Raw genomic sequence first — 20199 nt, forward strand, 5'->3', positions numbered from 1 at the left:
AGGGCTAATTCCATGATCCGAATTGTCCGGGGCAACCCGACCCCCGAGGAGTTGGCCGCCGCACTGGCGGTGGTGCAAGCACGCGCGGCGGCCGTCACGGCCGCTGCGCAGAGCGAGGACGATCCGGAGGAGTGGTCCGACCCGGCCCGCACCGTCCCCGGCCACCGGGTGCCGCACCCCGGTCCCAAGGCGTGGCGTACCACCTACTGGCCCGCCTGAGAGCCGCGCGGCAAGGCCGGAATGGCACCTTCGCGGCGGGGCGCCTGAGTACGCGTACTCAGGCGCCCCGCCGTCCGCGGCCTCAGGATCGGTCCCATGCTGTGGTCCGAGCCGCCCGACGAGCCGCCCGAGGAGCTGCGGCGCGCGGAGGCCATGCTCCGCCGCGCCCGCACGGTGCTGACCGTCTCCGTGCTGCTCGCGATGTGTCTCCTCGGCCTGTGGCTGTGAACGCGGCCCTGTTCCGAACCCCGGCTTGATCTGACCTCGTCCGGCCCGGCCTGGGCGAGAGGCCGGTGCCATGGCCCGGCTCCGGCCCCTGGCCGGGCCGTCCCGGGGGCGGCTTACCCTGGTGCGCATGACTGCGCAGCGCACTCTCATCCTCGCGTCCGCCTCGCCCGCCCGGCTCGGACTGCTGCGGCAGGCCGGAATGACGCCGAAGGTGATCGTCAGCGGGGTGGACGAGGACGCCCTGAGCGCCGACACACCCGCCGAGCTGGCCCGGGTACTGGCCGAGGCGAAGGCCACCGCCGTGGCCGGGCTTCCGGAGGCGGCCGACTCCCTCGTCATCGGCTGCGACTCGGTGCTGGAGCTCGACGGTCAGGCGCTCGGCAAACCGGCGGACGCCGAGGAGGCCATCGCCCGCTGGAAGTCGATGCGCGGCCGGGCCGGGGTGCTGCGCACCGGGCACTGCGTGATCGACACGACGAGCGGCCGTCGCACCTCGGCCACCGCGTCCACCACCGTCCGCTTCGGCGAGCCGACGGACGAGGAGATCGCGGCGTACGTCGCCAGCGGCGAACCGCTGCAGGTGGCGGGGGCGTTCACGCTCGACGGCCGTTCGGCGCCGTTCATCGACGGCATCGAGGGCGACGCCGGAACCGTGATCGGGCTGTCCCTGCCGCTGTTCCGCCGACTGCTGGGCGAGTTGGGCGTGCGGATCACGGCCCTCTGGGACTAGCCAGGGGTCTCCCTGGCTCCGGGGCGACTGGCGATTCCCCTGAGTCGGACCGGGCGTGGGCTAGGGATTCCCCCCGAATCAGGCCGGGCCCGGCTAGGGATTTCCCCTGAATCAGGCCGGGTTGGGGGCGTCCTGGGCGCCGGCCGCGGTCTCCGCGGAGGGCTCGGCCGGCGGCTCCGCCTCGTACCCCAGCAGGCTCAGCACGATCAGCCCCAGCACCACCATCAAGAACGCGAACGCCGGCCAGCCCACCAGGCCGACCGCGAACGCGCCCACCAGCCCGTGCACCACCGCACAGGTGACGAGCAGGATGCGTGCGAGGCGGCCGGGGGCGCGGTCGCGCACGGCGGTGCGCAGCAGCACCACTCCGCACACCAGCAGATAGAGGCCGAGGAGGCCGCCCGCGACCCAGGTGCCGATGGACATCGCATCGGTGTCGAGGCCGCCCATGGACATCTGCTGACGGTCCACGACCAGGCCGAGGATCCAGTTCAGCAGCGCTATACCGACCGCTTCGAACATGAGCGTCACAGCCGCTATCGCGGCCACTGGTCTGCGCGCCACCGTGTTCCCCCTCCACTCCGTCAGTGCCGAAGCACGCTACTAACGGGTAAGCGCCGCCACAAGAGGTGCGGACGAGCTGAACGCCATGGCAAAGTTTCCGCCCGGCATTCGTAGGGTTTCCACAAAGGAACGCGAAGCGCCGCAGCACGGCGGGCCAGAGAGCTTGCCCACACCGTGGACGGCGCACCAGCCCCGAAAACCGGGCGTACGGTGGAGCGACGGGGGATCTGGTCGCTCGCCCAATGCGAGGTTCACGCTCCGTGTGGTCAAGCTCACGCCCGAGATCTTCTCGGCGCGAGGTGTCGCCTGTACCTAAAATCGGCTTGTTTCAAGGAGGGAGCCATCGTGCGCAAGGTGCTCATCGCCAACCGTGGCGAGATCGCTGTCCGTGTTGCCCGTGCCTGCCGGGATGCCGGGATCGCGAGCGTAGCCGTCTACGCCGATCCGGACCGGGACGCATGTCATGTGCGCGCGGCCGATGAAGCCTATGCGCTGGGCGGTGACACCCCGGCAGCCAGCTATCTCGACCAGGCCAAGGTCCTGGCCGCGGCCGCCGAATCCGGCGCCGACGCCGTCCACCCCGGCTACGGATTCCTCTCCGAGAACGCCGAATTCGCCCAGGCCGTCCTCGACGCGGGCCTGACCTGGATCGGCCCCCCGCCGCACGCCATCCGCGACCTGGGCGACAAGGTCGCCGCCCGCCACATCGCCCAGCGCGCCGGCGCCCCCCTGGTCGCCGGCACCCCCGACCCGGTCTCCGGCGCGGACGAGGTCGTGGCCTTCGCCGAACAGCACGGCCTGCCCATCGCCATCAAAGCCGCCTTCGGCGGCGGCGGCCGCGGCCTGAAGGTCGCCCGCACCATGGAAGAAGTCCCCGAGCTCTACGACTCCGCCGTCCGCGAGGCCGTGGCGGCGTTCGGCCGCGGAGAGTGCTTCGTCGAGCGCTACCTCGACAAGCCCCGCCATGTGGAGACCCAGTGCCTGGCCGACACCCACGGCAACGTGGTGGTCGTCTCCACCCGTGACTGCTCCCTCCAGCGCCGCCACCAAAAGCTCGTCGAAGAGGCCCCGGCCCCGTTCCTGACCCAGGAGCAGAACGACCAGCTCTACGCCGCCTCCAAGGCCATCCTCAAGGAAGCCGGCTATGTGGGCGCCGGCACCGTCGAGTTCCTCGTCGGCAACGACGGCACCATCTCCTTCCTCGAGGTCAACACCCGTCTCCAGGTGGAACACCCGGTCACCGAAGAGGTCACCGGCATCGACCTGGTCCGGGAGATGTTCCGCATCGCCGACGGCGAAGCCATCGGCTACGACGACCCGCCGATGCGCGGCCACTCCTTCGAGTTCCGCATCAACGGCGAGGACCCGGGCCGCAACTTCCTGCCCGCCCCCGGCACCGTGACCTCCTTCGTCCCGCCCGCCGGGCCCGGTGTGCGGCTGGACGCGGGCGTGGAGTCCGGCAGCGTCATCGGCCCGGCGTGGGACTCGCTGCTGGCCAAGCTGATCGTCACCGGCGCCACCCGCACCCAGGCCCTGCAGCGCGCCGCCCGCGCCCTGGCCGAGTTCCAGGTCGAGGGCATGGCCACCGCGATCCCGTTCCACCAGGCCGTGGTGGTGGACCCGGCGTTCACCAGCGAACCGTTCACGATCCACACCCGCTGGATCGAGACCGAGTTCAACAACACCATCACCCCCTTCACCCCCGTCAGCCCCGACGAGGACGAGGAGCCCACCGCCCGCGAGACCGTCGTGGTCGAGGTCGGCGGCAAGCGGCTGGAGGTCTCGCTGCCCGCCTCCCTGGGCGTGGCCACCGCCCCGGCGGGCGGCTCGAAGAAGCCGAAGCGCAAGGCGGTCAAGAAGTCCGGCTCCGCCGCCTCCGGCGACGCCCTGGCCTCCCCGATGCAGGGCACCATCGTCAAGGTCGCCGTGGGCGAGGGCGACACCGTGGCCGAGGGCGACCTCATCGTCGTCCTGGAGGCCATGAAGATGGAACAGCCCCTCAACGCCCACCGCGCGGGCACCGTCAAGGGCCTGACCGCCGAGGTCGGCGCGTCCGTCACCTCGGGCGCGGTCATCTGCGAGATCAAGGACTGACGCGCAGAACAGGGACTGAGGCGGGAATCAAGGACCGACCCGCCCCTTGGCACATGACGGCGGGCCCCGACCGGAATCCTCCGGCCGGGGCCCGCCGTCGCCGTACCCGGTCCGCTCAGCAGCCGTGCACCACGTCCTGGGGGAAGGTGAGCTGGCCGTTCATCCACCGCAAGGCCGTGGGCAGCTCGCGGCGCCAGGTACGGAAGTTGTGGCTGCCCCGGTCCAGGATGATCGACTGCGCGCTCATCGGCGGCCGGACGGCGGCCAGGAAGTCGCGGGTGGCGGTGTAGTTGGGCTCGCCCCGGCGGCTGGAGGACACCAGCACCGACACCTGCGGCTGGGGCAGCTGGCGCAGCCGCCACAGCAGATCGTGCTCCCGCTTGCCGCGCTCGCCCTCCGGGCCCGGGCCGAACAGGTCCCCGGTGGTGGGGTCGTTGACCACGCGGTAGTCGGGCGACAGGGCCACGGCCGCGCTGTAGACGCGGGGATGACGCAGCGTCAGCTCAAGGGCGCAGGTGCCGCCCGAGGAGTAGCCCAGCACGCCCCAGGCGCTGGGGTCATGGCCGATCCGGTAGTGCCCCCGCAGCGCCTCGGGCAGGTCCTGGGCGAAGTAGGTCTCGGCCTGGGGGCCGCCGGGGACGTCCACGCATTCGGTGTCGCGGGGCGGGGCGATGGTGGGCCGCACCATCACGATGACCGCCGGCTGCATCGCCCCCGTGCGGATCAGCCCGCCCGCGGTCCGGGGCAGCCGCAGATGCTGGGCCAGCAGGAAGGATCCGCCCGGATAGCCGCTGATCGCCACGATCACCGGGAAGCGCTGCCGGGCGTACTGGCGCTGGAAGTACTGCGGCGGCAGATACACATACGCCGGGTTGGCCACCTGGCTGCGGCGGCCCAGGATCCGCACCGACTCGACCTTGCCCGCCTCGTCGGGGGGCCCGCTCGGCAACCCGTGCACCGTGTCCAGCCCCTGCGGCGGGGCGGGCCGCACCAGCCCGCCCGACGCCCCGACCGGCCCCGCGGCGCCGCCCTGGACATGGGACAGGGCCGCCGGAGCGGCTTCGTCCTCGCCCAGCAGTTCGTCCCAGGACCCGTAGAACTGGAAGGTGGTGTTCACCGCGAGGGCCAGCGCGGCCACGATCGCGCACTGGGTCACGGCGAGGGCGGCCAGCCGGCCCAGCCAGGCCCGTACGCCCCGGCCCGCGAAGCGCGGCCACAGCCAGAGCGTCAGCCCCACGCACCCCACGGCGAGGGCGATCATCACATACTCGAGTGAGCGACTGGTCAGTCCCATCGTTCTTCCACTTCGGCGCACCGCAACGCACGATGCCCTCGCCCCGTTTGATGCCGTTCGCGGTGCCCGCGTCGCCCGGCCAGGGCGTGCCTCCGGTCACTGACGGCCGATCTCGCGATCGAGCATGCGGCGCCCCCGGAAGCGCGTTTTCCGGGGGCGCCGCGGCGTTCGGCCGGAAGCGCACCGCAACGCACGATGCCCTCGCCCCGTTTGATGCCGTTCGCGGTGCCCGCGTCGCCCGGCCAGGGCGTGCCTCCGGTCACGAAATGGCATGCTTGACTCACGGGCAGCCACGGCAGGGAGGACCGCGATGGCGATCGAGACAGCCACGGCGCAGATGCCACCGCGCCCCATGCGCGCCGACGCGCGCCGCAACTACGAGCGGCTGCTGGCCGAGGCGCGCACGGCCTTCACCCGGCACGGTACCGATGCCTCGCTGGAGGACATCGCACGCCGCGCGGGCGTCGGCATCGGCACGCTCTACCGCCACTTCCCCAACCGCACCGCGCTGATGGGCGCGGTCTTCCAGGGCGAGATATGCGCCCTGCTGGAGCGGTCGCGGGAGCTGGCCATGGGGCCGCGGCCGTGTCAGGCGCTGATCGACTGGCTGCGCGCCATCGTCGACCACGCCAGCACCTACCGAGGGCTCTCCCGGGCCCTGATGGCGTGCTCGGGAGACGAGACCTCGGCGCTCTCCCGCGGCTGCGGTCTGCCGCTGCGCGAGGCGGGCAGCGAACTGCTCGCCCGCGCGCAGCAGAGCGGTGCCGTACGGTCCGATGTGGTCATCGCCGATCTGATGCAGCTCACCAACGCCATCGCGCTGGCCGTGGAGCAGTCGCCGGACGACCCGGAGTTGGCCGACCGGCTGCTGGCGCTGGCCTTCACCGGTCTCAAGGCCCGCTGACACCGGCCGACACCCCTCGCTAGCGACGGCGTGGCGCCAGATCCGCCACCCGCCCCGGCTGCTCCGCCAGCGGCGCCGTGCTGCGCAGCTGCGCGGAGCCGGGGCCGCCCGGCGAATGCGGGTGGTTACGGCGCGGCCCCGGCAGCGGCAGGCCCTCCTCGCCGCCGCCACGGCCCTGGGACGCGCCCAGCCGCCCCGACTGCCGGCCCGCCGAACCGCCGCCCTCACCGCCCCCGACCGGGCCGGACCCCGCGCCCGGCCCGGCCACGGCGATCTGAACCCCCTGGTCCGCGAGGGCCTGGAGCTCGGTCAGGGCACGGTCGTCATGGGCGGGTGGCTCATCGGTCACCAGCCGCGTGATCACATCGGTGGGGACCGTCTGGAACATGGTGTCGGTGCCCAGCTTCGTATGGTCGGCGAGCACGACCACCTCCGACGCCGCCTGGACCAGCGCCCGGTCGACGCTGGCCGAAAGCATGTTGGAGGTGGACAGGCCGCGCTCGGCGGTCAGCCCGCTGCCGGACAGGAAGGCGCGCGAGACCCGCAGCCCCTGCAGGGACTGCTCGGCGCCGCTGCCGACCAGGGCGTAGTTGGAGCCGCGCAGGGTGCCGCCGGTCATCACGACCTCGACCCGGTTGGCATGCGCCAACGCCTGTGCGACCAGCAGGGAATTGGTGACCACGGTCAGCCCCGGAACCCGCGCGAGCCGGCGGGCCAGCTCCTGCGTGGTGGTTCCGGCGCCGACGACCACGGCCTCGCCCTCGTCGACGAGACCGGCCGCGAGATCGGCGATGGCCGTCTTCTCCGCGGTCGCTAGATGGGATTTCTGCGGGAAGCCGGACTCCCTGGTGAATCCGCCCGGCAGCACCGCACCGCCGTGCCGGCGGTCGAGCAGTCCTTCTGCCTCCAGCGCCCGCACATCACGCCGTACGGTCACTTCGGAGGTCTGGACGACGCGGGCGAGCTCCCGGAGCGACACCGCTCCGTTCGCGCGCACCATTTCAAGGATCAATTGGCGACGTTCTGCAGCGAACACGAAACTGACAGTAACGCCAACGACCGTCTGTTTTCAGCAGCTTGCACCAATTAGCAGAAGTTGGACATCTCTGAAGACGCGAAGTGCTATAAGGACCGGATCTACGACTCTTCCTGAGTCTTCCGGGTATGCAACTGCCGCGCCACCTCGGCGATCGAACCGGACAGCGAGGGGTAGACCGTGAACGCCTTGGCGATCTGCTCCACCGTCAGGTTGTTGTCGACCGCCAGCGAAATCGGGTGGATCAGCTCACTCGCCCGCGGCGCTACCACCACACCGCCGACCACGATGCCGGTGCCCGGACGGCAGAAGATCTTGACGAAGCCGTCCCGGATGCCCTGCATCTTCGCCCGCGGATTGCGCAGCAGCGGCAGCTTCACCACCCGGGCGTCGATCTTCCCGCCGTCCACGTCCGCCTGCGAGTAGCCGACCGTGGCGATCTCGGGATCGGTGAAGACGTTCGCGGAAACCGTCTTCAGGTTCAGCGGCGCCACCGCGTCCCCCAGGAAGTGGTACATCGCGATCCGGCCCTGCATCGCCGCCACCGACGCCAGCGCCAGCACCCCGGTGCAGTCACCGGCCGCGTAGATGCCCGGCGCGCTGGTCCGGGACACCTTGTCGGTCAGGATGTGCCCCGACTCGGCCAGCTTGACCCCGGCCTCCTCCAGACCCATGTCCGCCGTGTTCGGGATCGAGCCGACCGCCATCAGACAGTGAGTGCCGGAGATGACCCGCCCGTCCGAGAGCGTGACCTCCACCCGGTCCCCGACCCGCTTGGCGGCCTGCGCGCGCGAGCGGGACATCACGTTCATCCCCCGGCGCCGGAAGACGTCCTCCAGCACCGCCGCCGCGTCCGGGTCCTCGCCCGGCAGCACCCGGTCCCGGCTGGAGACCAGCGTGACCTTCGACCCCAGCGCCTGATACGCACCCGCGAACTCCGCGCCCGTGACACCGGAGCCGACCACGATCAGCTCCTTGGGGAGCTCGTCCAGGTCGTACACCTGCGTCCAGTTCAGGATCCGCTCGCCATCCGGCTTCGCGTCCGGGATCTCCCTCGGATGGGCACCGGTCGCCACCAGCACCGCGTCCGCCACCAGCGTCTGCTCGGTGCCGTCCACCGCCCGCACGATCACCCGCCGCGAGCCGTCCAGCGACTGCTGCGGCTCCACCCGCCCGTGCCCGCGCATGACCCGGCCGCCGGCCCGCGTGACCGACGCCGTGATGTCGTGCGACTGGGCGAGCGCGAGCCGCTTCACCCGGCGGTTGACCTTGCCGAGATCCACGCCGACCACCCGGGCCGCCTGCTCCATCGGCGGGGTGTCGTCGGCGACGATGATCCCCAGCTCCTCATAGGAGGAATCGAAGGTCGTCATCACCTCGGCAGTGGCGATCAACGTCTTCGACGGCACGCAGTCGGTGAGCACCGACGCGCCGCCCAGACCGTCGCAATCGACGACGGTCACCTCCGAGCCGAGCTGCGCGGCGACCAGCGCCGCCTCATAGCCGCCGGGTCCGCCACCAATGATCACGATCCGAGTCACATGCTCCATTGTCCCGCACCGGTTCGACTGGCTTCAGCCCGGGGTGTTTCGCGGGGGCGACTGACGTACGAACCTCCCACCCCGAAGGGCCGTTCCGCCCCACTCCCGTACCCTCAGACCCATGTCGCTCTACGCCGCGTACGCCGGCAACCTCGACGCGCGGCTGATGTCCCGCCGCGCACCGCACTCCCCGCTGCGCGGAACGGGCTGGCTGAACGGCTGGCGTCTCACCTTCGGCGGAGAGCAGATGGGCTGGGAAGGCGCCCTCGCCACCATCGTGGAGGCCCCGCGCTCCCAGGTCTTCGTCGCCCTCTACGACATCGCGCCCATGGACGAGGACTCCATGGACCGCTGGGAGGGCGTCGGCCTCGACATCTACCGCCGGATGCGGATCCGCGTCCACACCCTGGACGGCGACGAACCCGCCTGGCTCTACGTCCTCAACGGCTACGAGGGCGGCCTGCCCTCCGCCCGCTACCTGGGCGAAATCGCCGACGCGGCGGAATCCGCGGGCGCGCCGCACGACTACGTGATGGAGCTGCGGAAGCGCCCCTGCTGAGTCCGGGGTTTCCGGTGTTTCCGGTGAGTCCGTGTCTCCGGTGTCTCCGGTGTCTCCGGTGTCTCCGGTGAGTCCGTGTCTCCGGGCGAGCCTTGCGCCCGGGCGGCCCGGGGGCCTGGGCGGTCCAGGGGCCTGGAGGTCCGGGCGGTCCAGGGGCCTGGAGGTCCGGGCGGTCCGGGGGCCTGGCGGCCCGGAGGTCCGGGGGCCTTGGGGGCCCGGGGGCCCGGAGGGTCCGGTCGGTCCGGAGGCCCGGTCGGTCCGAGGGCCTGGGGTCCGGGGGCCTGGAAGTCCGGGCGGCCCGGAGGCCCGGTCGGTCCGGGGGCCTGGAAGTCCGGGCGGCCCAGGGGTTTATGCAACGATCCGAATACCTCCACCGACTCCGTCTACGCGCGTAGGCAGTTACCGGCTACCCTCGTGCGCGTGAACGCATCAGTTTCTTGGGACGACATCCAGGGCGACCCCCACGCCGCCGCCGACGACGCCGCCACCCGCCTGCGCGAGCTGACCGGTGCGGAGACCCACGACGTCGCGCTGGTCCTGGGCTCCGGCTGGGTCCCCGCCACCGACGCCCTCGGCGCGCCCGAGCACGAGTTCCCCGTCACCGAGCTGCCCGGCTTCCCGCCGCCCGCCGTCGAGGGCCATGCGGGCCGGATCCGCTCGTACCGGATCAACGACAAGCGGGCGCTGGTCTTCCTCGGCCGTACGCACTACTACGAGGGCCGCGGTGTCGCCGCCGTCGCACACGGCGTACGCACCGCCGTCGCCGCCGGCTGCAAGACCATCATCCTCACCAACGGCTGCGGCGGCCTCCGTGAGGGCATGCGCCCCGGCCAGCCGGTACTGATCAGCGACCACATCAACCTCACGGCCACCTCCCCGATCGTAGGCGCGAACTTCGTCGACCTCACCGACCTCTACTCCCCGCGGCTGCGCGCCCTGTGCCAGCAGGTCGACCCGACCCTGGAGGAGGGCGTCTACGCCCAGTTCCCCGGGCCGCACTACGAGACCCCGGCGGAGATCACCATGGTCCGCACCCTGGGCGCCGACCTGGTGGGCATGTCCACCACCCTGGAGGCCATCGCGGCGCGCGAGGCGGGCGCGGAGGTCCTGGGCATCTCCCTGGTCACCAACCTGGCGGCCGGTATGACCGGCGAACCCCTCAACCACGAGGAGGTCCTCCAGGCCGGCCGCGACTCCGCCTCCCGCATGGGCAGCCTGCTGTCGCAGGTCCTCGACCGCATCTGACCTCGCCGGCCGGACGTCCCCGTTCCCTCGCCGGCAGCGGCGCCGGCGGCGTCACGGCGTGCTGCGCGGGTACTCACCCCTCAGCCAACTGAACAGAGCGTCGCGGCACCCGCTGCCGGGCCGGGGCGCGGTGGGGTGCCGGGGGCGGGGCCTCCGGTGCGGCGCCCCGGACCGCACATTGACGGCGCCGGTGCCCGGGAACGTGAGGCGGGCCGGAGATCGGCGCCGCACATATACGAAAGCGTCCAGGACACCACCCCCGCGACCCCACCCCCTCCCACCCCCTCCCGCCCCGTCGACGGCCACCCGCTGGTGGGCTCCGGCCCTGACCCGGTCCGGGTCGCCTGGTGGCGGGCACTGGGTAGGGGTAGGTACGGCCCCGCCCTCCCGCGTCGCGGTGGCACGGACCCCGGTCCGGGTCCGGACCGCCCGGGGGTTCCGGTGCCAGGTGGAGGTGGGTACGACCCCGCCCGTCCCGTCATCTGAAACCGCGCCCCAGTGGGACAAGCCGCTTGGCCGCCTCCGGACCGCCCAGGAAAGGGGATGGGCCCGCCGTCCCGCCTAGTCGACGTCCCTCCCCCGCCGCAGAGGCTGGAGGGGGCTCACCCGAAGCGGGCCCGTGTAGCTCGGGAGCGGATGCCAACAAGATGCCCTCCCCAAAAGCCGAGAGCACGGTCGCCCACGAGGCCAGAGGAGGCAGGGCAGTATCCACCCTCGCCCAGCCCTTCTGACCACGCGGACACCGACGAGTGGAGAGAGGAGCCGCACCCGGGCGATCCGGAACCGGGCCGGGGCCTGTGCCACCGAGGCACGACGGGTTGCACCTCCGGGCACCCGATCCACCACGGCGCGGACACCGACAAGCGAGCGCGAGACGGGCCGCACCCGACTCCCTGGCGGTCCGGAACCGGGCCAGGACCGGAGGCCACCGGTGGGGAGCCGCCGACGAGACGGGAGGGGCGGGGTCGCAGGGGTGGTGTCCTGGACGCTTACGTGTATGTGTGGCGCCCATCCCCGACCAACTCAACGCCCCCGGCCAACGGCGCCGTAAAGATACGGTCCAGGGCGCCGCCCCGGAGACCCCGCACCCGCCACCCGCCACCCACCACACACCCCGGCGCACCACCCACGCACCCGCACCCGCAAGCCGGACCCGCACCCACCAAGCACCCGAGCACCCGCCACCGCACCCACGCCCACATCCACCAAACGACCATCCCCCAGGAGGCCCCCATGGCCACGGAGCCCGACCTCATCGCACAGGCCCGCGCATGGCTCGCCGAGGATCCCGATCCCGAGACCCGCGACGAGCTCAGCAAGCTGCTCCAGGCCACCACGGACGCCACGGACGCCGCGGACGCCGCGTTCGCCGAGATCGCCGACCGGTTCTCCGGCATGCTGCAGTTCGGTACCGCCGGTCTCAGGGGTGAGCTAGGCGCCGGCCCCATGCGGATGAACCGCGCCGTCGTCATCCGCGCCGCCGCCGGGCTCGCCGCGTATCTGCGCAAGCATCACGATCAGGGGCTCGTCGTCATCGGATACGACGCGCGCTACAAAAGCGCCGACTTCGCCCGGGACACCGCCGCCGTCATGACCGGCGCCGGATTCCGCGCGGCCGTGCTTCCGCGGCCCCTCCCCACGCCCGTCCTCGCCTTCGCCATCCGCCACCTCGGCGCCGTCGCCGGTATCGAGGTCACCGCGAGCCACAACCCGCCCCGCGACAACGGCTACAAGGTCTACCTCGGCGACGGCTCCCAGATCGTGCCGCCCGCGGACGCCGAGATCGCCGCCGAGATCGCCGCCATCCGCAGTCTGAACGACGTGCCCCGCCCCGACAGCGGCTGGGAGACGCTGAACGACGACGTCCTCGACGCGTATCTCGCCCGTACGGACACCGTCCTCACGCCGGGCTCCCCCCGCAACGCCCGCGTCGTCTACACCCCACTGCACGGCGTCGGACGCGAGACGCTCACCGCGGCCTTCGCGCGGGCCGGTTTCCCGGCGCCCGCGGTCGTCCCCGAGCAGGCCGAGCCCGACCCGGCGTTCCCGACCGTCGCGTTCCCGAACCCGGAGGAGCCGGGGGCGATGGACCTCGCCTTCGCGACGGCCCGCAAGGTCGCACCGGACATCATCATCGCCAACGACCCGGACGCCGACCGCTGCGCCGTCGCCGTGCCCACGATCACGAACCCCACGGCCCCCACGGACGCCGCCGACTGGCGGATGCTGCGCGGTGACGAGGTCGGCGCCCTGCTCGCCACCCACCTCGTCCACAAGCGCGCCCGTGGCTCCTTCGCGACCACGATCGTCTCCTCGTCGCTGCTCTCCCGGATCGCGGAGGACGCCGGGCTCCCGTACGCCGAGACGCTGACCGGCTTCAAGTGGCTGGCCCGGGTGGACGGGCTGCGCTACGCGTACGAGGAGGCGCTCGGCTACTGCGTGGACCCGGAGGGCGTACGCGACAAGGACGGCATCACGGCCGCGCTGCTCGTCGCCGAGCTGACGTCCGAGCTGAAGGAGCAGGGCCGCACCGTCACCGACCTGCTGGACGACATCGCGGTCGCCCATGGCCTGCACGCCACCGACCAGCTGTCCGTCCGGGTCACGGACCTCTCCCTGATCGGCACCGCGATGAAGCGGCTGCGCGAACAGCCGCCCACCGAGCTCGCGGGGCTCGCCGTGACCTCGGCGGAGGATCTGTCACGGGGTACGGAGACGCTGCCCCCGACGGACGGGCTCCGCTACCAGCTCGCCGGAAAGGACACCGTCCGGTCGGCCCGGGTGATCGTCCGGCCCAGCGGCACCGAGCCGAAGCTGAAGTGCTACCTGGAGGTGGTCGTCGACGTGCAAGGGGCGGTCGTCCTGGTCCCGGCCCGCGCCACGGCGGACAGCGTGCTGGCCGCGCTCAAGAAGGATCTCTCGGCGGCAGCGGGAATCTGATCGGTGCCGGTGACAGTGACAGTGACAGTGACAGTACCGGTGCCGGTGCCGGTGCCGGTGACACTGACACTGACGGTGCCGGAGCCGCGTCAGATCCGGCTGAGGTAGCGGACCCGGTGTCGGGTCCGACGCAGGACTGGAGGGTGAGGGCGGCGTCCCGGCCGCCGCGGACGACCCGCGCGGACCAGCAGCCGATGCGCAGTGTGGTGGCGCCGCCCGCGCTCCGCACGCGCCCGTCCCGGGACCGCTTCGGCCGCTCCACGGCGGGGGGCCGGGCGGCCGGGCGGTGGCGGACGGGGAGGAGCGCGGGGGCGCCGCAGGCGACCGGGAGCCGACCAGCCGGGGCCCGACCAGCCGGGAACCGACCAGCCTGAGCCCGACCAGCCGGACCCGAAAGCCGCGCCGTCAGGCGCTCAGCCGATGGCCAGCATGATGATCAACAGCACCGCACCCGCCAGCGTCGGCGCGATGACCTCGAAGGCCCACCGGACCTCGGGCGCCCCCTGGGCGCCTTCGCGTTGGGCGTTGAGTTCGGCCATTTCGCGCAGGTCGCCGATGGCCGCGTCGGAAGGGGCCCGCCGGTCCTCCCCGGCCTTGTTCGCCGACACATGGGCCGACGTGCGGCTGAAGGGGTCCTCGGAGGCCGCCCTGGCCTGCTGCCTCGCGGCCCGCTTGCGCTGCCGCAGCGAGACCGGGATCGCCCAGAGCTGGTAGGTCGCCCCGCCCGCCAGCACCTCGCTGGTGTACCCGGCGCGCAGCCCCTCGACCGAGGCCCAGGGCAGCGTGACCGTACGGAAGGGGTTGCGGACGAGCAGCCGGTCCTGCCCCGCGTACACCGCCGGGCGCACCGTGAAGGCGATCACCACCGGCACCGCGAACAGCAGCCCGGCCAGCGCCAGCCACGGTGTCCGTCCCTCGCCCCGGATCATCGCGTCGATGCCCAGCCAGCCGCTGAGCGCGAGCAGCAGCACCCCGCCTCCGATGCCGCTCGGGGAGCGGTAGACCCGGTCCGAGAAGGTCTCGGGCACCGAGGAGGATGCGGCGGGGGCGGAGTCGTCGTCCGGGCTCGTCATGCGCCCGATTGTGCACCACACTCCGGGGGTGGGGGGCGGCCAGGGATCGCTCGCCCCGGCCCGCATGGAATCCGGGGCCGGGGGTGACATCCGACTACGCGCGTAGATATGCTCGTCTGGTGACCATGCCCACCACAGTTCCCGCATACGGCGAAGAGGCCGCGGAGCGACTCGCGTCGATGGCGGACGTGACCGCCGACGACCGCGCCCTGCGCCGCTTCCTGCACGGCCTGCCGGGCGTCGACGCGGTCGGCCTGCAGGCCCGTGCCGCGACCCTCGGCACCCGCTCGATCAAGACCACGGCGAAGGCGTACGCCATCGACCTGGCGATCTCGATGATCGACCTGACGACCCTGGAGGGTGCCGACACCCCGGGCAAGGTCCGGTCCCTGTGCGCCAAGGGGATCAACCCCGATCCCACCGACCGCACCGTCCCCCAGGTCGCGGCCATCTGCGTCTACGGCGACATGGTGGCCACCGCCAAGGAGGCCCTGCAGGGCAGCGGCATTCACGTGGCAGCCGTCGCGACCGCCTTCCCCTCCGGCCGGGCCGCGCTGCCGGTCAAGCTGGCCGACACCCGGGACGCGGTGGCCGCCGGGGCGGACGAGATCGACATGGTGATCGACCGCGGCGCCTTCCTCTCCGGCCGCTACCTCGAGGTCTTCGAGGAGATCCGGCAGGTGAAGGAGGTCTGCGTCCGCGAGGACGGCACCGCCGCCCACCTCAAGGTCATCTTCGAGACCGGTGAGCTGCAGACATACGACAACGTCCGCCGCGCCTCCTGGCTGGCGATGCTCGCCGGCGCGGACTTCATCAAGACCTCCACCGGCAAGGTGGCCGTCAACGCGACCCCGCCCGTCACCCTCGTCCTGCTGGAGGCGGTCCGCGACTTCCGCGCCGCGGTCGGCGTGCAGGTGGGCGTGAAGCCGGCGGGCGGCATCCGCACCTCCAAGGACGCGATCAAGTACCTGGTGATGGTCAACGAGACGCTGGGCGGCGAGTGGCTCTCCCCGGATTGGTTCCGTTTCGGCGCCTCCAGTCTGCTCAACGATCTGCTGATGCAGCGCCAGAAGCTGAGCACCGGCCGGTACTCCGGTCCCGACTACGTGACGGTGGACTGATACGCCATGCCCGTTTTCGAGTACGCACCGGCGCCGGAGTCCCGCGCGGTCGTCGACATCGCCCCGTCCTACGGCCTGTTCATCGACGGGGAGTTCGGCGAGGCGGGCGACGGCAAGGTCTTCAAGACCCTCTCCCCCTCCTCCGAGGAGGTCCTCTCCGAGGTCGCCCAGGCCGGCGCCGAGGACGTGGACCGCGCCGTCAAGGCCGCCCGTAAGGCGTTCACGTCCTGGTCCGCGCTCCCCGGCTCCGAGCGCGCCAAGTACCTCTTCCGCATCGCGCGCATCATCCAGGAGCGCTCCCGCGAACTGGCCGTCCTGGAGTCGCTGGACAACGGCAAGCCGATCCGCGAGTCGCGCGACTCCGATCTGCCCCTGGTCGCGGCCCACTTCTTCTACTACGCGGGCTGGGCCGACAAGCTCGCGTACGCGGGCTACGGCCGGGACCCGAAGCCCCTGGGCGTCGCCGGCCAGATCATCCCCTGGAACTTCCCGCTGCTGATGCTGGCCTGGAAGATCGCCCCGGCGCTCGCCACCGGCAATACGGTCGTCCTCAAGCCCGCCGAGACGACGCCCCTGAGCGCCCTCTTCTTCGCGGACATCTGCCGCCAGGCCGGGCTCCCCAAGGGCGTGGTCAACATCATCACCGGCGACGGCTCGACCGGCGCCGAGCTGGTCGCCCACCCCGGGATCGACAAGGTGGCCTTCACCGGCTCCACCGAGGTCGGCAAGGCCATCGCCCGTACGGTGGCCGGTACGAGGAAGAGGGTCACCCTCGAACTCGGCGGCAAGGCCGCGAACATCGTCTTCGACGACGCCCCCATCGACCAGGCGGTCGAGGGCATCGTCGGCGGCATCTTCTTCAACCAGGGCCATGTCTGCTGCGCGGGCTCCCGCCTCCTGGTCCAGGAGTCCGTCCAGGACGAGCTGCTCGACGCGCTCAAGCACCGGATGGGCACCCTGCGGCTGGGCGATCCGCTGGACAAGAACACCGACATCGGCGCCATCAACTCCGCCGAGCAGCTGGCCCGGATCCGCGCGCTGGCCGACGCGGGCGAGGCCGAGGGCGCCGAGCGTTGGGCCCCGGCGTGCGAACTGCCCAGCTCCGGCTACTGGTTCGCGCCCACCCTCTTCACCGGCGTCACCCAGGCCCACCGGATCGCCCGCGAGGAGATCTTCGGCCCGGTGCTGTCGGTGCTCACCTTCCGCACCCCCGAAGAGGCCGTGGCCAAGGCCAACAACACGCCGTACGGACTGTCGGCGGGCATCTGGACGGAAAAGGGTTCGCGCATCCTGTGGATGGCGAACAAGCTCCGGGCGGGCATCGTGTGGTCCAACACGTTCAACAAGTTCGACCCGGCCTCCCCGTTCGGTGGCTACAAGGAGTCGGGATACGGCCGCGAAGGCGGCCGTCACGGCCTGGAGGCGTATCTCGCCGGAGCAGCCGAACCGACGAGCGAGCGCAGCGAGCGCAGCGAGCGCAGCGAGCGAGAAGGAGAGCGCGACCGATGAAGCAGCCTGACAACCGACTCTCCGTGCTGAAGACCTACAAGCTGTTCGTCGGGGGCAAGTTCCCCCGGTCCGAGAGCGGGCGGGTGTACGAGGTGACCACAGCAAAGGGCCAGTGGCTCGCCAACGCCCCCCTGGCCTCCCGCAAGGACGCCCGGGACGCGGTCGTCGCCGCGCGCAAGGCGTTCGGCGGCTGGTCGGGGGCCACCGCGTACAACCGGGGCCAGATCCTCTACCGCGTCGCCGAGATGCTGGAGGGCCGCCGCGACCAGTTCGTCGCGGAGGTCGCCGAGGGTGAGGGGCTGAGCAAGGCCAAGGCCACCGCCCAGGTCGACGCCGCGATCGACCGCTGGGTCTGGTACGCGGGCTGGTCGGACAAGACGGCCCAGATCGCCGGGTCCGCCAACCCCGTCGCCGGGCCGTACTTCAACCTCTCCTCCCCCGAGCCGACCGGCGTGGTCACGCTCCTCGCGCCCCAGGACTCGTCCTTCCTCGGCCTGGTCTCCGTGATCGCCCCCGCGATCGTCACCGGCAATACGGCCGTGGTGGTGGCGAGCGAGAAGTCCCCGCTGCCCGCCCTCTCCCTGGCCGAGGTGCTGGCCACCTCCGACCTCCCGGGCGGCGTGGTCAACATCCTCTCCGGCCGCACCGCCGAGATCGCCGCCCCACTCGCCGCGCACCAGGACGTCAACGCGATCGACCTCGCCGGCGCGGACCCGGAGCTCGCGGTCGAGCTGGAGAAGGCCAGTGCGGACAACCTCAAGCGGGTCCTTCGTCCACAGCCTGTGGATTGGGCGGCCGACCCCGGCACCGGCCGTCTCCTCGGCTTCCTGGAGACCAAGACCGTCTGGCATCCGATGGGCGCCTGACCCGGCGGCTCCGCGCCTCGGTCACCCCGCCCCCGCGGCGTCCGCATCCCGGACATCGCGGGGGTCTTTTTCGTCGCATATATTGTCAACAATTTCATCGACAGTTAGGTTGCGAGGAACCACACGCCGAGAAGGAACCGCGAATGACCATCGACTGCCATGGCCACTACACCACCGCGCCACCGGCGCTGGAGGCATGGCGCACCCAGCAGATCAGCGGACTCACCGACCCCGCCGGCACCCCCTCCCGCGCCGATCTCCGCGTCAGTGACGACGAGCTGCGCCACAGCATCGAGCCGAACCAGCTCCGGCTGATGGACGAACGCGGCATCGACCTGACGGTCTTCTCGCCCCGGGCGTCCTTCATGGCCCACCACATCGGCGATCTCCACACCTCCGCCGAGTGGGCGGCCCTCTGCGACGAGCTGTGCTTCCCTCGTCTCGCTCAGCGTGTTCCGGGTGCTGACCTCGGCCGGGCTGTCCGCGATGACGGTCGTGGCGGTCATCTACGTCAACGAGACGTCGGACGTTACGTCATCGGTCACGCGGGGGTCACGTGGGCGAAAGGATGCGTCACACTGGTCTTCCGTGACCAGCCAACCGCCTTCCGCCCGTGTCGTCCTGCTCACCGGCCCCTCGGGCTCGGGAAAGTCCTCGCTCGCCGCCCGCACCGGGCTGCCCGTGCTCAACCTCGACGACTTCTACAAGGAGGGCGGCGACCCGACGCTCCCCCAACTCGCCGACGGCGGGGGCGCCGACTGGGACTCGCCACGCTCCTGGGACGCGGACGCGGCGGTCGCGGCGGTCGAGACGCTCTGCCGTACGTCACGGACGACCGTGCCGCTGTACGACATCGCCACCAGCTCCCGCGTCGGCGAGGAGACGCTGGACATCGGGCGGGCGCCGCTGTTCATCGCCGAGGGGATCTTCGCCGCCGACATCATCGGGCGCTGCGCCGATCTCGGGGTGCTCGCGGACGCGCTCTGCCTGCGCGGCCGTCCGTCCACCACCTTCCGGCGCCGGCTGCTGCGCGATCTGCGGGAGGGCCGTAAGCCCCCGCACTATCTGCTGCGGCGCGGCTGGCGGCTGATGCGCGCGGAGCGCGGGATCGTGGCCCGGCAGACGGCGCTGGGCGCGTACGCGTGCGGCAAGGGCACGGCGATGGGCCGGATAGCGGCCGCGACGGCGGGAGGGCGGGTCCCCACCTCCGGCCAGAAGGCGTCCGTATAACGAAAAAGGGCGTGCGAAACAGGCGTGAGGCCGGACAATCCCCCTCGGATGTCCGGCCTCACGCCTGTTTCCCCCGTACTCCCCCGATTTCTTGTTCCCCTCCCGTTTCCCCCGTGTTCCCCCGATTTTCCCAGTTTCCCCCGGTCCCCCCGCCTTCGGTCGTCTCGCCGCCGTCAGGCGACCAGTTCGCCGAAGGACTCCTCCTGGTCACGGCCGAAGCTGAGGGTCTCGTCCTCGCGCAGCCGGCGCAGTGAGCGCCAGATGCTGCTTTTGACCGTTCCGACGCTGATGTTCAGGATGTCCGCGATTTCCGGATCCGTCCGGCCCTCGTAGTAGCGCAGCACCAGCATCGTGCGCTGCAGCTCGGACAGCCGGGCCAGGGCCTGCCACAGTACGGCGCGCAGCTCGGTGCCGCGCATCGCGTCATGGTCGCCCACCGTCTCCGGCAGCTCCTCCGTCGGGTACTCGTTGAGCTTGCGCCGCCGCCAGGCGCTGATGTGCAGATTGGTCATGGTGCGCCGCAGATAGCCGCCGACCGCCGCCTTGTCGCTGATCCGGTCCCAGGCCCGGTAGGTCGAGAACAGCGCGCTCTGCAGCAGGTCCTCGGCCTCGAAGCGGTCACCGGTCAGGTGGTAGGCGGTTGCGTACAGGGAGGCGCGGCGCTCCTGGACATAGGCGGTGAACTCCGCCTCCGACGCGGTGCGCCGCTCCCCCTCTGCCTCCCTGTACGAGCTTCCCCCGTGTCCCCCCGGTCCCCCGTTGTCCCCCCCGAGGCCGTGACCGGCCTCCTTCTCCCCCGTGATCGCGTCAATGGCCACCATGTAAGGAGGCCGCTGACGCCCGGCGCCGCGAGCGCACCCCCGCCCGCTCACGGCACCGGACTTCTCGTTGCCCCGGCCGGTGTCGTGGAGGCGCGTGCGAACTGCGCTGGTGTTCGTGAAGTGCAGTGTGCTCATTTCGCGCCCCCCGTCGGTGGAGCCTGATCGGTCTGCTGGCTGCCCCGGCCGGTGGCGTTCCGCCCGGTGCACAGAAGACTTTGCCGGGTC

General features: G+C 71.8%; 18 protein-coding genes and 1 pseudogene. 13 read left to right on the forward strand and 6 right to left on the reverse strand.

The genetic code is table 11. The features are described from left to right. The first annotated feature begins 12 nt into the window (after nucleotides 1–12). The 3 genes from AS97_RS20095 to AS97_RS20100 all read left to right on the forward strand — a co-directional run bounded on the left by AS97_RS20095 (nucleotide 13) and on the right by AS97_RS20100 (nucleotide 1177). On the forward strand, nucleotides 13–219 hold the full coding sequence (locus AS97_RS20095) for an acyl-CoA carboxylase subunit epsilon (RefSeq protein WP_059144442.1): 207 nt from the start codon (nucleotides 13–15) through the stop codon (nucleotides 217–219). Between the two features lie 96 nt (nucleotides 220–315). Next, nucleotides 316–447, forward strand: coding sequence for a hypothetical protein (locus AS97_RS48605; protein ID WP_260613761.1), 132 nt, complete (start codon nucleotides 316–318; stop codon nucleotides 445–447). Between the two features lie 127 nt (nucleotides 448–574). Next, nucleotides 575–1177 carry a Maf family protein gene (locus AS97_RS20100; RefSeq protein ID WP_059143248.1) on the forward strand — a complete coding sequence of 201 codons (603 nt, stop codon included), beginning with the start codon at nucleotides 575–577 and terminating at the stop codon, nucleotides 1175–1177. Between the two features lie 111 nt (nucleotides 1178–1288). Here the strand turns inward: AS97_RS20100 and AS97_RS20105 are convergent, their stop codons facing one another. After that, on the reverse strand, nucleotides 1289–1741 hold the full coding sequence (locus AS97_RS20105; protein ID WP_059143247.1) for a hypothetical protein: 453 nt from the start codon (nucleotides 1739–1741) through the stop codon (nucleotides 1289–1291). Nucleotides 1742–2086: 345 nt separating this feature from the next. On the opposite strand from AS97_RS20105, the gene AS97_RS20110 reads away from it, so the two are divergent. Then, a complete protein-coding gene (locus AS97_RS20110; RefSeq protein WP_210565395.1) occupies nucleotides 2087–3835 on the forward strand; it encodes a biotin carboxylase N-terminal domain-containing protein in 1749 nt (582 codons plus the stop codon). Nucleotides 3836–3950: 115 nt separating this feature from the next. Here AS97_RS20110 and AS97_RS20115 read toward each other — a convergent pair whose 3' ends face one another. Continuing rightward, entirely contained in the window at nucleotides 3951–5129 is a 1179-nt protein-coding gene (locus AS97_RS20115) for an alpha/beta hydrolase-fold protein (RefSeq protein WP_210565396.1), read from the reverse strand. A gap of 310 nt (nucleotides 5130–5439) precedes the next feature. Here AS97_RS20115 and AS97_RS20120 point away from each other — a divergent pair, with 310 nt between their 5' ends. Beyond that, nucleotides 5440–6033, forward strand: coding sequence for a TetR/AcrR family transcriptional regulator (locus AS97_RS20120; protein ID WP_059143494.1), 594 nt, complete (start codon nucleotides 5440–5442; stop codon nucleotides 6031–6033). A gap of 19 nt (nucleotides 6034–6052) precedes the next feature. Here AS97_RS20120 and AS97_RS20125 read toward each other — a convergent pair whose 3' ends face one another. Beyond that, nucleotides 6053–7045: a DeoR/GlpR family DNA-binding transcription regulator gene (locus AS97_RS20125; RefSeq protein ID WP_260613706.1), complete on the reverse strand. Its 993-nt coding sequence runs from the start codon at nucleotides 7043–7045 to the stop codon at nucleotides 6053–6055. A 125-nt stretch (nucleotides 7046–7170) separates the two neighbouring features. Next, complete coding sequence (locus tag AS97_RS20130; protein WP_059143496.1) at nucleotides 7171–8619, reverse strand: NAD(P)H-quinone dehydrogenase; 1449 nt, start codon at nucleotides 8617–8619, stop codon at nucleotides 7171–7173. 112 nt (nucleotides 8620–8731) lie between these two features. Between AS97_RS20130 and AS97_RS20135 the strand changes: the two genes are divergently transcribed. The 3 genes from AS97_RS20135 to AS97_RS20145 all read left to right on the forward strand — a co-directional run bounded on the left by AS97_RS20135 (nucleotide 8732) and on the right by AS97_RS20145 (nucleotide 13354). Next, on the forward strand, nucleotides 8732–9169 hold the full coding sequence (locus AS97_RS20135) for a gamma-glutamylcyclotransferase (RefSeq protein WP_014061302.1): 438 nt from the start codon (nucleotides 8732–8734) through the stop codon (nucleotides 9167–9169). A gap of 420 nt (nucleotides 9170–9589) precedes the next feature. Further along, nucleotides 9590–10414 carry a purine-nucleoside phosphorylase gene (locus tag AS97_RS20140; protein ID WP_043237321.1) on the forward strand — a complete coding sequence of 275 codons (825 nt, stop codon included), beginning with the start codon at nucleotides 9590–9592 and terminating at the stop codon, nucleotides 10412–10414. 1233 nt (nucleotides 10415–11647) lie between these two features. Continuing rightward, nucleotides 11648–13354: a phospho-sugar mutase gene (locus AS97_RS20145; protein WP_210565397.1), complete on the forward strand. Its 1707-nt coding sequence runs from the start codon at nucleotides 11648–11650 to the stop codon at nucleotides 13352–13354. A 413-nt stretch (nucleotides 13355–13767) separates the two neighbouring features. Here the strand turns inward: AS97_RS20145 and AS97_RS20150 are convergent, their stop codons facing one another. Next, the gene (locus AS97_RS20150; RefSeq protein WP_059143498.1) at nucleotides 13768–14427 is read right to left on the reverse strand and encodes a PH domain-containing protein; all 660 of its coding nucleotides are present in this window, start codon (nucleotides 14425–14427) and stop codon (nucleotides 13768–13770) included. A gap of 125 nt (nucleotides 14428–14552) precedes the next feature. Between AS97_RS20150 and deoC the strand changes: the two genes are divergently transcribed. From deoC to AS97_RS20175, 5 genes and pseudogenes are all read left to right on the forward strand, one after another. Then, a complete protein-coding gene (gene deoC / locus AS97_RS20155) occupies nucleotides 14553–15548 on the forward strand; it encodes a deoxyribose-phosphate aldolase (protein ID WP_185930292.1) in 996 nt (331 codons plus the stop codon). 6 nt (nucleotides 15549–15554) lie between these two features. Next, nucleotides 15555–17057: an aldehyde dehydrogenase family protein gene (locus AS97_RS20160; RefSeq protein WP_247204433.1), complete on the forward strand. Its 1503-nt coding sequence runs from the start codon at nucleotides 15555–15557 to the stop codon at nucleotides 17055–17057. Beyond that, nucleotides 17054–17923 (forward strand): aldehyde dehydrogenase family protein, encoded by an 870-nt coding sequence (locus AS97_RS20165; RefSeq protein ID WP_059143500.1) that lies wholly within the window; start codon nucleotides 17054–17056, stop codon nucleotides 17921–17923. The genes AS97_RS20160 and AS97_RS20165 overlap by 4 nt, the downstream gene beginning before the upstream one ends. Nucleotides 17924–18066: 143 nt before the next feature. Next, a pseudogene (locus AS97_RS47470) lies at nucleotides 18067–18354 on the forward strand (amidohydrolase family protein); the annotation flags it as partial. A gap of 157 nt (nucleotides 18355–18511) precedes the next feature. Beyond that, nucleotides 18512–19153, forward strand: coding sequence for an ATP-binding protein (locus AS97_RS20175; RefSeq protein WP_086711281.1), 642 nt, complete (start codon nucleotides 18512–18514; stop codon nucleotides 19151–19153). Nucleotides 19154–19326: 173 nt separating this feature from the next. On the opposite strand, the gene AS97_RS20180 is transcribed toward AS97_RS20175, so the two are convergent. Next, nucleotides 19327–20109 (reverse strand): SigE family RNA polymerase sigma factor, encoded by a 783-nt coding sequence (locus AS97_RS20180; protein ID WP_059143503.1) that lies wholly within the window; start codon nucleotides 20107–20109, stop codon nucleotides 19327–19329. Between the last annotated feature and the right edge of the window lie 90 nt (nucleotides 20110–20199).

The organism is Streptomyces sp. AgN23, from assembly GCF_001598115.1.
GTDB lineage: Bacteria > Actinomycetota > Actinomycetes > Streptomycetales > Streptomycetaceae > Streptomyces > Streptomyces antimycoticus.